Source organism: Pseudomonas sp. UYEF17, from assembly GCF_040546125.1.
GTDB classification, from domain to species: domain Bacteria; phylum Pseudomonadota; class Gammaproteobacteria; order Pseudomonadales; family Pseudomonadaceae; genus Aquipseudomonas; species Aquipseudomonas putida_Z.
The window spans coordinates 22856-37231 of record NZ_JBEPNE010000022.1 but is presented as its reverse complement, the minus strand read 5'-3'; the positions used below and the strand labels follow the sequence as shown (position 1 = coordinate 37231).

15 protein-coding genes are annotated in these 14376 nt (G+C 64.7%); 13 read left to right on the top strand and 2 right to left on the bottom strand.

The window, feature by feature from the left end:
* The first annotated feature begins 54 nt into the window (after nt 1–54).
* The 7 genes from pocA to murB are packed head-to-tail and all read left to right on the top strand — an operon-like array spanning nt 55 to nt 4593.
* The gene (pocA, locus tag ABIB24_RS23760) at nt 55–690 is read left to right on the top strand and encodes a flagellar polar localization protein PocA (protein ID WP_016391244.1); all 636 of its coding nucleotides are present in this window, start codon (nt 55–57) and stop codon (nt 688–690) included.
* Nucleotides 687–1121, top strand: a complete 435-nt coding sequence (pocB, locus tag ABIB24_RS23755; protein ID WP_025338207.1) for a flagellar polar localization protein PocB — start codon at nt 687–689, stop codon at nt 1119–1121. The genes pocA and pocB overlap by 4 nt, the downstream gene beginning before the upstream one ends.
* Entirely contained in the window at nt 1121–2122 is a 1002-nt protein-coding gene (lpxK, locus tag ABIB24_RS23750; protein WP_137163272.1) for a tetraacyldisaccharide 4'-kinase, read from the top strand. Before pocB ends, lpxK begins: the two co-directional genes overlap by 1 nt.
* Before the next feature lie 44 nt (nt 2123–2166).
* Nucleotides 2167–2352 (top strand): Trm112 family protein, encoded by a 186-nt coding sequence (locus ABIB24_RS23745; protein WP_011532874.1) that lies wholly within the window; start codon nt 2167–2169, stop codon nt 2350–2352.
* Nucleotides 2349–3113 carry a 3-deoxy-manno-octulosonate cytidylyltransferase gene (gene kdsB / locus ABIB24_RS23740; protein WP_025338209.1) on the top strand — a complete coding sequence of 255 codons (765 nt, stop codon included), beginning with the start codon at nt 2349–2351 and terminating at the stop codon, nt 3111–3113. Before ABIB24_RS23745 ends, kdsB begins: the two co-directional genes overlap by 4 nt.
* Complete coding sequence (locus tag ABIB24_RS23735; RefSeq protein ID WP_003259973.1) at nt 3113–3577, top strand: low molecular weight protein-tyrosine-phosphatase; 465 nt, start codon at nt 3113–3115, stop codon at nt 3575–3577. Before kdsB ends, ABIB24_RS23735 begins: the two co-directional genes overlap by 1 nt.
* Nucleotides 3574–4593, top strand: a complete 1020-nt coding sequence (gene murB, locus ABIB24_RS23730; protein ID WP_354317358.1) for a UDP-N-acetylmuramate dehydrogenase — start codon at nt 3574–3576, stop codon at nt 4591–4593. Before ABIB24_RS23735 ends, murB begins: the two co-directional genes overlap by 4 nt.
* A 186-nt stretch (nt 4594–4779) precedes the next feature.
* Here the strand turns inward: murB and rne are convergent, their stop codons facing one another.
* Nucleotides 4780–8067 carry a ribonuclease E gene (rne, locus tag ABIB24_RS23725; RefSeq protein ID WP_354317357.1) on the bottom strand — a complete coding sequence of 1096 codons (3288 nt, stop codon included), beginning with the start codon at nt 8065–8067 and terminating at the stop codon, nt 4780–4782.
* 799 nt (nt 8068–8866) lie between these two features.
* Between rne and rluC the strand changes: the two genes are divergently transcribed.
* The 3 genes from rluC to sppA are packed head-to-tail and all read left to right on the top strand — an operon-like array spanning nt 8867 to nt 11497.
* Nucleotides 8867–9823 carry a 23S rRNA pseudouridine(955/2504/2580) synthase RluC gene (gene rluC / locus ABIB24_RS23720; RefSeq protein ID WP_025338212.1) on the top strand — a complete coding sequence of 319 codons (957 nt, stop codon included), beginning with the start codon at nt 8867–8869 and terminating at the stop codon, nt 9821–9823.
* A 3-nt stretch (nt 9824–9826) separates the two neighbouring features.
* Nucleotides 9827–10501: an HAD family hydrolase gene (locus ABIB24_RS23715; protein ID WP_075044131.1), complete on the top strand. Its 675-nt coding sequence runs from the start codon at nt 9827–9829 to the stop codon at nt 10499–10501.
* Nucleotides 10502–10507: 6 nt separating this feature from the next.
* On the top strand, nt 10508–11497 hold the full coding sequence (gene sppA / locus ABIB24_RS23710; RefSeq protein ID WP_013971572.1) for a signal peptide peptidase SppA: 990 nt from the start codon (nt 10508–10510) through the stop codon (nt 11495–11497).
* A 280-nt stretch (nt 11498–11777) separates the two neighbouring features.
* Here the strand turns inward: sppA and ABIB24_RS23705 are convergent, their stop codons facing one another.
* Nucleotides 11778–12356, bottom strand: coding sequence for a Maf family protein (locus ABIB24_RS23705; protein ID WP_063911718.1), 579 nt, complete (start codon nt 12354–12356; stop codon nt 11778–11780).
* Nucleotides 12357–12452: 96 nt separating this feature from the next.
* Here ABIB24_RS23705 and ABIB24_RS23700 point away from each other — a divergent pair, with 96 nt between their 5' ends.
* Genes ABIB24_RS23700 through plsX form a run of 3 tightly spaced genes read left to right on the top strand, consistent with a single transcriptional unit; the run spans nt 12453 to nt 14190 of the window.
* Entirely contained in the window at nt 12453–12980 is a 528-nt protein-coding gene (locus ABIB24_RS23700) for a YceD family protein (protein WP_012313431.1), read from the top strand.
* A 13-nt stretch (nt 12981–12993) separates the two neighbouring features.
* A complete protein-coding gene (gene rpmF, locus ABIB24_RS23695) occupies nt 12994–13176 on the top strand; it encodes a 50S ribosomal protein L32 (protein WP_003247154.1) in 183 nt (60 codons plus the stop codon).
* A 3-nt stretch (nt 13177–13179) separates the two neighbouring features.
* Nucleotides 13180–14190: a phosphate acyltransferase PlsX gene (plsX, locus tag ABIB24_RS23690; protein WP_354317356.1), complete on the top strand. Its 1011-nt coding sequence runs from the start codon at nt 13180–13182 to the stop codon at nt 14188–14190.
* Nucleotides 14191–14376 lie beyond the last annotated feature (186 nt).

The window sequence follows — 14376 nt, the reverse complement described above, 5'->3', positions numbered from 1 at the left end:
GCCCCCGGCGCGCCTATGGTAGAGTGGCGGCCTTTTTCCGAAGGGGCGTTTACTGTGTGGGAATTGGTCAAGTCCGGTGGTTGGATGATGCTGCCGATCATTCTGAGCTCCATCGCTGCCATGGCTATCGTCGTCGAGCGCCTGTGGACCCTGCGCGCCAGCCGCGTCACCCCGCCGCACCTGCTGGGCCAGGTGTGGATGTGGATCAAGGACAAGCAACTGACCAGTGACAAGCTCAAGGCCCTGCGCGCCGATTCGCCACTGGGCGAAATCCTTGCCGCCGGTCTGGCCAACTCGCGCCATGGCCGCGAAATCATGAAGGAATGCATCGAGGAGGCCGCCTCGCGCGTCATCCACGAACTGGAACGCTACATCAGCACCCTCGGCACCATCGCCGCCATGGCTCCGCTGCTGGGCCTGTTGGGCACCGTGCTGGGCATGATCGACATCTTCAGCGCCTTCATGGGCTCGCAGATGACCGCCAACGCCGCAGTGCTGGCCGGTGGTATCTCCAAGGCCCTGGTCACCACCGCGGCCGGCCTGATGGTCGGTATCCCGGCGGTATTCTTCCACCGCTTCCTGCTGCGCCGCATCGACGAGCTGGTAGTCGGCATGGAGCAGGAAGCGATCAAGCTGGTGGAAGTGATCCAGGGCGACCGTGAAGTGGAAGTGGCCGGAGGCAAGGCGTGAAGTTCCGGCGCAATCGCCAGCGGGAGAGCGTCGACATCAACCTGGCGTCGCTGATCGACGTGGTGTTCGTCCTGCTGCTGTTCTTCGTGGTCACCACCACCTTCACCCGCGAGACCCAGCTGCGCGTCGAGCTGCCCGAAGCCGCCAGCGCCGAGCAGGCGCCGCCCGACCAGGGCAAGCTGGTGGAAATCACCATCAGCGCCGAAGGCGTGTACTCGGTGAACAACCACCTGCTGCCTAAAAGCGACCTGGCCACCCTGAGCGAAGCGATCGAGCGTGAGTCGGGCGGTGACAACAAGCTGCCGCTGGCCATCAGCGCCGACGGCAAGACCCCGCACCAGGCCGTGGTCACTGCGATGGATGCCGCCGGCAAGCTCGGTTTCAGCCAGTTGCGCATGACCACTGTCGAGGCGGCCCAGGGCACACCTTGATGGCCTTCGCCGACCGTCTGCTCGCCGCCTGGTACGCCGGGCACCCGGCCCTGGCGCTGCTGCGCCCGCTGGAGGCACTGTATCGCCGCGTGGTCACGCGCAAGCGGGCGCGTTTTCTCAGTGGCGAAAGTGCCAGCTACCGGGCCCCGGTGCCGGTCATCGTGGTGGGTAACATCACCGTGGGCGGTACCGGCAAGACGCCGATGATCCTCTGGCTGATCGAGCACTGCCGCCAGCAGGGGCTGAAGGTGGGCGTGGTCAGCCGTGGCTATGGCGCCAAGCCGCCGCAGCTACCCTGGCGCGTGCAGGCCGACCAGGCCGCCGAGCAGGCCGGCGATGAGCCGCTGCTGATCGTGCAGCGCACCGGCGTGCCGCTGATGATCGACCCCGACCGCTCGCGCGCGGTGCAGGCACTGCTGGCCAGCGAACCCCTCGACCTGATCCTGTGTGACGACGGCATGCAGCACTACCGCCTGGCCCGCGACCTGGAGTTGGTGCTGATCGATGCCGCCCGCGGCCTGGGCAATGCCCGCTGCCTGCCGGCGGGGCCGTTGCGTGAGCCGGCCGAACGCCTGCACGAGGCTGACGCGGTGCTTTACAACGGCGCCAGCGCAGACCGCGCCGATGGCTTCGGCTTCTGCCTGAAGCCGTCCGCCCTGGTCAACCTGCGCAGCGGCGAGCGCCGCGCGCTCGACCATTTCCCCGCAGGCCAACGCCTGCACGCGGTGGCCGGTATCGGCAACCCGCAACGTTTCTTCAATACCCTGCTGGGGCTAAACTGGCAGCCGGTGCCGCACCCCTTTGCCGACCATGCGCAGTTCAGCGCCCAGAGCCTGGCCTTCAGCCCGCCGCTGCCGCTGGTCATGACCGAGAAGGATGCGGTGAAATGCCGGGCCTTCGCCGCTGACGACTGGTGGTACCTGGCCGTCGAGGCGCAGCCGACGCCGGCCTTCGGTGCCTGGTTCGACAACCAGTTGCAACGCTTGCTGCGCAAGCCCTGAGCCCTTTTTCAATTCCCGGCCACCTGGCCTAAAGGAAGCCTCAAATGGACACCAAACTGCTCGATATCCTGGCCTGCCCGATCACCAAGGGCCCGCTCAAGCTCAGTGCCGACAAGACCGAGCTGATCAGCAAGGGCGCCGGCCTGGCCTACCCGATCCGCGACGGCATCCCGGTCATGCTGGAAAGCGAGGCGCGCACCCTGACTGATGAAGAGCGTCTGGACAAATGAGCCTGGATTTCACCGTGGTGATCCCCGCCCGGCTGCGCTCCACGCGCCTGCCGGGCAAGCCATTGCTGCCGATCGCCGGCAAGCCGATGGTGCAGCATGTGTGGGAACAGGCCCGCAAGAGCGGCGCCAGCCGCGTGGTCATCGCCACCGACGACGCCAGCATCGTAGAGGCCTGCAAGGCCTTCGGCGCCGAAGTGCTGCTGACCCGTGCCGACCATGAGTCCGGCACCGACCGCCTGGCCGAAGTGGCCGCGCACCTCGGCCTGCCTGCCGATGCCATCGTGGTCAACGTGCAGGGCGACGAACCGCTGATCCCGCCGGTGATCATCGACCAGGTGGCAGCCAACCTGGCGGCGCACCCGGAAGCCGGTATCGCCACCCTGGCCGAACCGATCCATGAGCCGGAAACCGTGTTCAACCCCAACGCGGTCAAGGTAATCAGCGACAAGAACGGCCTGGCCCTGACCTTCAGCCGTGCGCCGCTGCCCTGGGCCCGCGATACTTTTGCCAAGGACCGCAACCTGTTGCCAGAAGGCGTGCCGTATCGCCGCCATATCGGCATGTACGCCTACCGCGTCGGCTTCCTGCAGGACTTCGTCAGCTGGGGCCCGTGCTGGCTCGAGCAGACCGAAGCGCTGGAGCAGCTGCGTGCCCTGTGGCATGGCGTGCGCATCCACGTCGAAGACGCCATCGAGGCGCCTGCCGTGGGCGTGGATACCCCTGAAGACCTGGAGCGCGTACGGCGCTTGCTGGAGGCCTGATGCGCGTCCTGTTCGTCTGCCTCGGCAATATCTGTCGCTCGCCCACCGCCGAAGGCGTGCTGCGCCATCAATTGCAGGCTGCCGGGCTTGCCGACCGGGTGCATGTGGCCTCGGCCGGCACCGGCGACTGGCACGTCGGCAAGGCGCCTGACAGCCGCACCTGCAAGGCAGCGCTGGCGCGTGGCTATGACCTTTCGCAGCAACGCGCCCAGCAGGTCAAGGCGGCGCACTTTGCCGAATATGACCTGATCCTGGCCATGGACGAGAGCAACCTTGGCCATTTGCGTGCGATGCGCCCGCACACGGCAGTGGGGGAGCTCGACCTGTTCCTGCGCCGCTATGGCGCAGCACTGGATGAAGTGCCAGACCCGTACTACGGCGGCGCCGATGGCTTCGAGCAGGTGCTCGACCTGGTTGAAGCGGCGTGCCAGGCGCTGGTCCTGGAAATCAAGGGGCGGCTATGACAGTGCAGTGGCAGGAGCAGGTATCGCTCAAGCCTTACAACACCTTTGGCATCGACGTGAAGGCGCGGTATTTCACCCAGGTACATGATGACCAGGAGGTGCGCCAGGCGCTGGCCCAGGCGCAGCAAACCGGCGTGCCGGTGCTGGTGATTGGCGGTGGCAGCAACCTGCTGCTGACCCGCGATATCGATGCGCTGGTGCTGCATATGGCCAGCCGTGGCCGACGCGTGCTCAGCGACGATAGCGAACGTATCGTGGTCGAGGCCGAGGCCGGTGAGCCTTGGCACCCGTTTGTGCAGTGGACACTGGCGCAGGGGTGTTGCGGGCTGGAGAACCTCAGCCTGATCCCCGGCACCGTGGGTGCCGCGCCGATGCAGAACGTGGGCGCCTATGGCGTGGAGATCAAGGACGTATTCGTCGGCCTGACCGCCCTGGACCGTGAGACCGGCGAGTTGCGTGACTTCGGCCTGGCTGAATGTGCCTTTGGGTATCGCGACAGCCTGTTCAAGCGCAACCCTGGGCGTTGGTTGATCCTGCGTGTGCGCTTTGCCCTGAGCCGCACGCTGCAGGCTCACCTGGATTACGGCCCGGTGCGCCAGCGGTTGGCAGAGCAGGGCGTGACCGAGCCGACCGCGCAGGCGATCAGCGAGGCGATCTGCAGCATTCGCCGCGAGAAGCTGCCAGACCCGGCAGAGCTGGGTAATGCCGGGAGCTTCTTCAAGAACCCGGTGGTCTCGGCGGAACTGGTCGAGCGTATCCGTGCGCAGCACCCGGGAGTGGTGGCTTATCCCCAGGCCGATGGCCAGGTGAAGCTGGCGGCAGGCTGGCTGATCGAACAGGCAGGCTGGAAGGGCCACCGCGAGGGGGATGCCGGGGTGCATCGTTTGCAGTCGTTGGTGCTGGTCAACTACGGCCAGGCGAGCGGGGCGCAGATGCATGCGCTGGCGCGGCGGATCCAGGCCGATATCCTCGAGCGGTTCGGGGTCGAGCTGGAGATGGAGCCTAACCTCTACTGATTCAGTGCCTGGGCTGGCCCTTTCGCGGCTAAAGCCGCTCCCACAGGGACCTCACAGGGCCTGAGGGTAGTGGGGCCCCTGTGGGAGCGGGTTTACCCGCGAAGAGGCCGGTACAGGAAAAACGTCCAGCCAAGAAAAAGCCCCGCCAGTTCGCACTGGCGGGGCTTTTTCATTCAGCCTTGGCTATCAACCGTGATGAGGCTTTTGCTCATCAGTGGCTTCCAGGGCTGGCTCCTCGGTGGCTGCAGCAGCTTCCTGTGCGGCCTTGGCGGCAGCCTCGGCCTCACGCTTGCGGCGACGCACTTCACGCGGGTCGTTCGGCGCACGGCCGTTGGCCAGCATGACAGTGGCAGGTTCCACCGGCGCAGGGGCTTCGACCGGTGCAGGCTCGACGGCCACTGGGGCAGGCTCTGCCACCACTTCTGGCTGGGCCTCGACAACCGGGGCAGGTTGCTCGGCAACCGGAGCGGCTTCGATCACGACCGGGGCCTGCTCGATTTCACCGGCCTCGACGGCAGGCGCTTCTACCGGTGCTTCGGCAACCACTACCGGTTCGGCAGCAGGTGCTTCGTCGACCACTGGCTGCGGAGCGACTTCGACCACTGGCTCGGCAGTTGCCTCGACCACGGCCACAGGCTCGCTGACCGGCTGCTCGACCACCGGGGCCACAGCCACTTCTTCAGCCACGGCAGTAGCTTCGACCTGCTCGACCTTCTCGGCCTGCTCGACCGGCTGGGCGACTTCGCTGTTGTCGGTTTCCGCTACGGCGGCGACTTCGGCGGTGGCAAGCTCGGCCTGCTGGTTGGCCTGGGCTTCGGCGTCGGCACTGATGTTGCTGCTGGCGACAGCGGCAGTCACGGCCAGGCCGGCAGCCAGCTCGGCACCCAGCTCGGTGGCCTGATGCGGTTGTGGCTGCTCTTCGCTGCCTTCTTCCTCGCTGCCATCGATCAGCTCGCCGTTGGCGTTGCGCTGACGCTCACGACGGTTGCTGCGACGACGCTGGCCACGGGAACGGCGGCGCGGGCGCTCGCCATCGGTGCCTTCCTGTTCGTCCTGCAGCAGCTCTTCGTTCGGCAGTTGCTCTTCAGCCAGCTCGGCAGCCTGCTCGGCGGCTTCTTCGGCTACGCGTGGCTGACGCTCTTCGCGTGGTGGGCGAGGAGCACGTTCTTCGCGTGGAGCACGTTCTTCACGAGGTGCGCGCTCTTCACGAGGAGCACGTTCTTCACGAGGAGCACGTTCTTCGCGAGGTGCGCGTTCTTCACGCGGAGCACGCTCCTCACGCGGGGCGCGTTCTTCACGTGGAGCACGCTCCTCACGTGGGGCGCGTTCCTCGCGAGGTGCACGCTCTTCACGCGGGGCACGTTCTTCACGGGCTACACGCTCCTCGCGCGGCTGACGTTCCTCACGCTCGGCAGGGGTAGCGTCCAGTGGCTCACGCAGTTCGCGCACGCGCTCTTCGCCACGGTTGCCACGGCGGTCTTCGCGTGGCTGGCGTGGTGCACGTTCTTCACGCGGTGCACGCTCTTCACGTGGGGCGCGTTCTTCACGTGGTGCACGCTCTTCGCGCGGGGCACGTTCTTCACGAGGTGCACGCTCGGCACGCTCTTCACGCGGCTTGCGCTCTTCGTCGCGGCGGCCGTTGCGGTTGCGGCTTTGCTGGCGGCCGTTGCGGCGTTCTTCGTTGCGTGGGCTGCGCTCGGCGGCCGGCTTCTCGGTGGCAGTGACAACCGGCGCGGCGGCAGGCTCTTCCTTGCCGGCGAACAGGCTTACCAGCGACTTCACCAGGCCCTTGAACAGGCTTGGCTCCGGGGCGACCGGGGCAGGGGCGACCGGTGCGGCTGGCTGCGGTTCTTCGACGGTGGCCGGTACCGGCGCGTTGGCGCGGGCCGGGGCGGTCTTGACCGCGGCTTCCTGGCGAACCAGGGTGCGAGTGGCGGTCGGCTGCGGCGCTTCTTCGGCTTCGGCTGCGGCGATCTCGTAGCTGGACTGGTTGCTCAGCACTTCCGGGTTGTCGTCGCGCAGGCGCTGGACTTCGAAGTGCGGGGTTTCCAGGTGATCGTTCGGCAGGATGATGATGCGCGCACGGGTACGCAGTTCGATCTTGGTGATCGAGTTGCGCTTCTCGTTGAGCAGGAAGGCAGCCACAGGGATCGGCACCTGGGCACGAACTTCGGCGGTGCGGTCCTTCAGGGCTTCTTCTTCGATCAGGCGCAGGATGGCCAGCGACAGCGATTCGACGTCACGGATGATGCCGGTGCCGGAGCAGCGCGGGCAGACGATGCCGCTGCTTTCGCCCAGCGAAGGGCGCAGGCGCTGACGGGACATTTCCAGAAGGCCGAAGCGCGAGATGCGGCCGACCTGAACGCGGGCGCGGTCGGCTTCCAGGCACTCGCGAACACGTTCTTCGACGGCGCGCTGGTTTTTCGCCGGGGTCATGTCGATGAAGTCGATGACGATCAGGCCGCCGATGTCACGCAGGCGCAGCTGGCGGGCGATTTCCTCGGCCGCTTCCAGGTTGGTCTGCAGGGCGGTTTCTTCGATGTCGCTGCCTTTGGTGGCGCGCGCCGAGTTGATGTCGATGGACACCAGGGCTTCGGTCGGGTCGATCACGATCGAACCGCCGGACGGCAGGTCGACCACGCGCTGGAAGGCGGTCTCGATCTGGCTTTCGATCTGGAAGCGGTTGAACAGCGGCACGCTGTCTTCGTACAGCTTCACCTTGCTGGCGTACTGCGGCATCACCTGGCGGATGAAGGTCAGAGCTTCTTCCTGGGCATCGATGCTGTCGATCAGCACTTCGCCGATGTCCTGGCGCAGGTAGTCGCGGATGGCGCGAATGATGACGTTGCTTTCCTGGTAGATCAGGAATGGCGCGGCGCGGTCCTGGGACGCTTCCTTGATGGCGGTCCACAGCTGCAGCAGGTAGTCGAGGTCCCACTGCATTTCTTCGCTGCTGCGGCCAAGGCCGGCAGTGCGCACGATCAGGCCCATGTCGCCCGGCACGGTCAGGCCGTTCAGGGCTTCACGCAGTTCGTTGCGCTCTTCGCCTTCGATGCGGCGGGAGATGCCGCCGGCGCGCGGGTTGTTCGGCATCAGCACCAGGTAGCGGCCGGCCAGGCTGATGAAGGTGGTGAGGGCGGCGCCTTTGTTGCCACGCTCTTCCTTCTCGACCTGGACGATGACTTCCTGGCCTTCGCTCAGTACTTCCTTGATGTTGACCCGCCCTTCGGGGGCTTTCTTGAAGTATTCGCGGGAGATTTCTTTCAGCGGCAGGAAGCCGTGACGTTCGGAACCGAAGTCGACGAAGGCGGCTTCGAGGCTGGGTTCGATGCGGGTGATCTTGCCTTTGTAGATGTTGGCCTTTTTCTGCTCGCGCGCGCCGGACTCGATGTCCAGGTCGTAGAGACGTTGGCCGTCCACCAGGGCTACACGCAACTCTTCGGGTTGAGTCGCGTTAATCAGCATTCTTTTCATGTTGTACCGTCGGTTTCCGGGCTGCCGGAAACGGCGTTCGGCACACACGACGTCTCATGGTCGGTGCCAAGGTGCGCAAAGGGTGGCCGGGCCACCCCCGTGTCGAGCGACGTTCGGCACCAGCCGGTTGCCCAGCCTGCCGTTGTCGCGACGACGCGTCCTGTTTGCTGCGGTGCCAACAAGGCCCCGGTGGCTTCGAATTGGAATCCGAATCAACCAAGCGGGCCTTGTGCACTCAGTCAGGAGGAGGAATCAACCGTCAGCCGTGGACGCCCGGAGGCATCTGTTCAGGACCTTATCCGCTCGCCAGCCGTTCAGTGGGCTGGTGGGCCGGACGCGGTGCTACACGGTCCGAGGGCTGTGCATCTCCACCCTGCACGTATCCCTGATAATTCGGGTGCTGCCGCGCGCTGAATCCGCAACGGGTTGCATTTTTCGCCAACGCAGGTTCTGCGCTGGCGCCATTCATGTCCAAGGCAGGTATTTCCGAAGCATTCGCCGGGCGTTGCGTGGAAGCGACGGGGCGGGCAGAGGTGCAGCGAAAAGAATCGGGTAAGCAGGTGAAACACCGCACTTGTCGTTTTTTTTCGGTCTTCTCTACACAGCGCTGGTGGCGATTCCAGGCAATTCGGTAAACTGGCGAAAACCCCGTAGGACGGCCTCGCGTCCTGGAGAATTGCGTTGGTCAGGGACCGGCTAGGAGCCTGGTGCCGCTGGCCTGCCGCTTTTGGCGGCGTTCGCGACTATAGCAGCAATGATTAAGTGCTTCAATTCCATAAAAAATTGTTATGATCCCGCCATGACGACCAATACCCCTCCGACTTCCGGCGTTCAGCTGATCGAAGTCGCGCCGGAGCTTGCCGGCCAACGCATCGACAATTTCCTCATCACGGCCCTCAAGGGCGTGCCCAAGACCCTGGTGTACCGCATCCTGCGCAAGGGTGAAGTACGGGTCAACAAGGGGCGCGTCAAGCCGGAGTACAAGATCCAGGCCGGCGACATCGTGCGGGTACCGCCCGTCCGCCTGCCGGAACGTGACGAGCCGGCGCCGGTAGCCCAGGGCCTGCTGCAGCGCCTGGAAGCGGCCATCGTCTACGAAGACAAGGCGCTGATCGTGATGAACAAGCCGGCCGGCATCGCCGTGCATGGCGGCAGCGGCCTGAGCTTCGGCGTGATCGAGGCGCTGCGCCAGCTGCGCCCGGACGCCAAGGAACTGGAGCTGGTGCACCGCCTGGACCGCGACACCTCCGGCCTGCTGATGATCGCCAAGAAGCGCAGCATGCTGCGCCACCTGCACGCCGCGCTGCGCGGCGACGGTGTCGACAAGCGCTACATGGCGCTGGTGCGCGGCCACTGGCCGACCTCGAAGAAGCAGGTCAACGCGCCGTTGCTCAAGAGCAACCTGCGCTCCGGCGAGCGCATGGTCGAGGTGAACGACGAGGGCAAGGAGGCGCTGACCCTGTTCCGTGTGCTGCGCCGCTTCGGCGAGTTCGCCACCATTGTCGAGGCGCGCCCGATCACCGGTCGTACCCACCAGATCCGCGTGCACACCCTGCATGCCGGGCATATGATCGCTGGCGACAGCAAGTACGGCGACGAAGACTTCAGTCGTGAAATTCGCGACTTGGGCGGCAAGCGCCTGTTCCTGCATGCCTACGCACTGACCGTACCGCTGCCGGATGGTGGCGAGCTGAAGCTCGAGGCGCCAGTGGATGAAGTCTGGGCGAAAACCGTTGAACGTCTGAGTGCGTCCTGATCCATGAAAAAAGGCTATGAGCTACTGATCTTCGACTGGGACGGCACGCTGGCCGACTCGATCGGGCGTATCGTCGAGGCCATGAACGCCGCCGCCGAGCGTGCCGGTGAGGCGCAAAGCAGCGAGGATGCGGTCAAGGGCATCATCGGCCTGGCCCTGGGCGAGGCGATCCACACCCTGTACCCGCACCTGGCGCCTGCTCAGGTCGAAAGCTTCCGTCAGCACTATGCCGATATCTACATGGCCCTGGACCAGCAGCCCTCGCCGCTGTTCGAGGGTGTGGTCGAGTCGCTGGATGCCTTCCGTGCCGAGGGTTACCGCCTGGCGGTGGCCACCGGCAAGGCGCGTCGCGGGCTGGACCGGGTGCTCAAGGCCAATGGCTGGGAGCAGTTCTTCGACATCACCCGCGCCGCCGACGAGACCCGCGGCAAGCCGCACCCGCTGATGCTCGAGGAAATTCTCGGCCATTGCGGTGTCGAACCGGGGCGTGCGCTGATGGTTGGCGATTCGGCATTCGACCTGCAGATGGCCAGCAATGCCGGCATGCATTCGGTGGCCGTGGGCTACGGTGCCATGTCGCTGCGGGCGCTTGCCGAGTTTGGTCCGCAGGTGTGCATCGATCATTTTTCCCAGTTGCGTGAGTGGCTGGGTGGTTCCGCAATTCCATTTCCAAGGTAGGTAAGCATGGCAGACGAATGGAAAGCCCCCGAGGCCGAACCCGAGGAGCGCGAAGAGCGCAAGAGCTGGAAGCTGCTGGAAAAGACCCTGCTGGCAGGCGTTCAGGAGCAGCGCCGGGCGCGACGCTGGGGGATCTTCTTCAAGTTGCTGACCTTCGTCTACCTGTTCGGCATCCTGATCCTGTTCACACCGTTGATGGACATGGACAAGGCCGCGTCGCGCAGTGCCAGCCATACCGCGCTGGTTGAGGTACGCGGGGTGATTGCCGACCAGGAGCCAGCCAGCGCCGACAATATCGTCAAAAGCCTGCGCGAGGCGTTCAAGGACAGCAAGACCAAGGCTGTGGTGATGCGCATCAACAGCCCGGGAGGCAGCCCGGTGCAGTCGGGGTACGTGTATGACGAAATCCGCCGTCTGCGGGCCGAATACCCGGCCATCAAGCTGTATGCGGTCATCGCCGACCTTGGTGCTTCCGGTGCCTACTACATCGCCAGTGCGGCGGACGAGATCTATGCCGACAAGGCCAGCCTGGTGGGTTCGATTGGTGTGACGGCGGCCGGTTATGGCTTTGTCGGCACCATGGAGAAGCTGGGTGTGGAGCGGCGCACCTACACTGCAGGCGAGCACAAGGCCTTCCTCGATCCGTTCTCGCCGCAGAAGCCGGAAGAGACCGAGTTCTGGCAGGGCGTGCTGAATACCACGCACCAGCAGTTCATTGCCATGGTCAAGCAGGGGCGGGGCGAACGCCTGAAGGACAAGGAGCATCCGGAGCTGTTCAGTGGCCTGGTCTGGTCGGGCGAGCAGGCCAAGGAGTTGGGCCTGGTGGACGGGCTGGGCAGTGCCAGCTATGTGGCGCGCGAGATCGTGGGCGAGAAGGAGTTGGTGGACTTCACCGTGCAGGAGTCTGCGCTCGATCGCTTCTCCAAGCGCGTTGGGGCCAGCGTGGCTGAGCGCCTGGCGATGTGGATGGGGTTCCAGGGGCCGCAGTTGCGCTGAGGGTTCGTCGCCCGTTTTGCGGTGTTTGTGAGATCGAGCGCCGCCCGCGCGGCGCTTCGCAGCACAAGGCTGCTCCTACATCTGTTTCGGGCCAATTATTCCTGAGGCAAAGGCGCGCGGCCCCTTGGCGTCCACCTCGATTTCGTGCCGGACAAACAAGGCGGTCGCGCGCATTGGCACAGGCGTTACTGGCCCGAAACAGATGTAGGAGCAGCCTTGTGCTGCGAAGCGCCGCGCGGGCGGCGCTCGATCTCGCAGGCGCTAAAAATCTCAAGGCGGGTTACGGAATCACCACCCCTTCTTTGGTCAGCATATCCACCAATCTAATCAGTGGCAGCCCGATCAGGCTGGTCGCATCGCACCCGTGCGTGCTCTGGAACAGGCTCACCCCCAGCCCCTCGGCCTTGAAGCTGCCGGCGCAGTCCAGCGGCTGTTCCGCCGCTACATAGCGTTCCACTCGCTCCCGGTCCAGTTCGCGCAGGGTCACGGTAAACGGCACGCAGTCCACCTGGCAGTGCCCGGTGGCGCTGTTCAGCAATGCCAGTCCGGTCAGGAAGCTCACCTGCTGCCCGCTGCACTCCAGCAGCTGCTCGCAGGCCCGCTCGAAGGTGTGCGGCTTGCCCAGTACCTGCTCGCCCAGCACCGCAACCTGGTCCGAACCGATGATCAGGTGCCCGGGGTGGCTGCCTGCCAGGGCCTCGGCTTTTTGCCTGGCCAGCCGGCGCACCAGCTCCACCGCCGGTTCGTCATCCAGGCGCCGCTCGTCTATATCGGGGCTTGCCCAGGTGAAGGGCAGGCGCAGGCGCGCAAGCAGTTCGCGGCGGTAGGCAGAGCTGGAAGCCAGTAACAGAGGAAGCATGGTAGACTCCTGAATCAGTTGAACAAATTCTATCACGCACGATGCCGCCGAATTTCCTTTGACAGGGGCGGGGGGCATCCCTAGAATGCTGCGCCTATGTTGAATGACCCGATTCCACCTCACGTTGACCCGCGCAAATTAGCCGATCGTGGCGTAACCCTTAACGGTTCGCTGCAACTCGCTGATTTGGAAAGACTCTGCGACCCGCTTTCCGACAATGTCGGTACGGTGCAGGCGAAGTTCGATTTTGAACGAGATGAACAGCACGTGGTGGTTATCCACAGCGAGCTGGACGTCGAGGTCAAGATGGTTTGCCAGCGTTGTCTTGAGCTGGTCACCCTGCCGATCCACAGCGAATGTACATACGCCGTGGTGAAGGAGGGTGCGAATACCCAGTCGTTGCCGAAAGGCTATGACGTGCTGGAACTGGGCGAAGATCCTTTGGATCTGCAGGCATTGATCGAGGAGGAGCTTCTGCTCGCCTTGCCAATTGTGCCTGCTCATCATCCGGAAGAATGCCAGCAGCCGGCGGGCGCAGACGAGCCCGAATCGAGCAAGGACGAGGTATCGCGGTCCAACCCGTTCAGTGTTTTGGCGCAGTTAAAGCGTGACCCAAACGTTTAGGAGTTAATCAATTATGGCTGTTCAGCAGAACAAAAAATCCCGCTCTGCCCGTGACATGCGCCGTTCGCACGACGCCCTGTCGGAAAACGCGCTGTCGGTAGAGAAAACCACCGGTGAAGTACACCTGCGTCACCACGTTTCGCCAGAAGGCGTATACCGTGGTCGCAAAGTGGTCGACAAGGGCGCTGACGAGTAATCCTTGTCCGCTCAGATCATCGCGATCGACGCAATGGGCGGGGACTTCGGTCCCCGCAGCATTGTCCAGGCTAGCATTGCCTGCCTTTCGGCTACCCCCTCGCTGCACCTGACCCTCGTCGGTCAACCCTCCCTCCTTGAAGATCTTGTCAGCGGCCTTGCGGCTGCGGATCGCGCGCGCCTGCAAATCGTGGCCGCCAGCGAGGTGGTCGGCATGGACGAGCGGCCATCCCAGGCGCTGCGCGGCAAGCCGGATTCGTCGATGCGCATCGCCCTCGAACTGGTGCGCGACGGCAAGGCCCAGGCCTGCGTCAGCGCCGGCAATACCGGGGCGCTGATGGCGCTCTCGCGGTTCGTGCTCAAGACACTGCCGGGTATCGACCGGCCGGCCATGGTGGCGGCGATCCCGACCCAGACCGGTTACTGCCAGTTGCTCGACCTTGGCGCCAACGTCGACTGCAGCGCCGAGAACCTCTACCAGTTCGCCGTGATGGGCTCGGTGGCCGCCCAGGCCCTGGGTGTGCAGCGGCCGCGCGTGGCGCTGCTGAACATCGGTACCGAGGACATCAAGGGCAACCAGCAGGTCAAGCTGGCGGCCAGCCTGTTGCAGAACGCCCGCGGGCTCAACTACATAGGCTTCGTCGAAGGTGACGGGTTGTATCGCGGCGAAGCCGATGTGGTGGTGTGCGACGGGTTCGTCGGCAATATCCTGCTCAAGTCGAGCGAGGGGCTGGCGACGATGATCGGCGCGCGCATCGAGCAGTTGTTCAAGGGTGGCATGTTGTCGCGGGCAGCCGGGGCCGTGGCCATGCCGCTGCTCAAGCGCCTGCAGGCCGACCTGGCACCGGCGCGGCACAATGGCGCGAGTTTCCTGGGTTTGCAGGGCATCGTCATCAAGAGCCATGGCTCGGCGGGGGTGCAGGGCTTCCAGAGTGCCATCCAGCGGGCGTTGATCGAGATCCAGGAAAACCTGCCGCAGCGCTTGCATGGGCGGCTCGAGGACCTGCTGTTGTAGCCTGTACCGGCCCCTTCGCGGGTAAACCCGCTCCCACAGGTGCTCCACAACCTTCAGGTCTGTGGTAACCCTGTGGGAGCGGGTTTACCCGCGAAAGGGTCGGTGCTGAAGGAATAAAGACCTTAGGCATATCGCCGCTGAAGTGCTTAAATGTGACCGCTTGGTCTGGGTATCCATCCAAGCTTT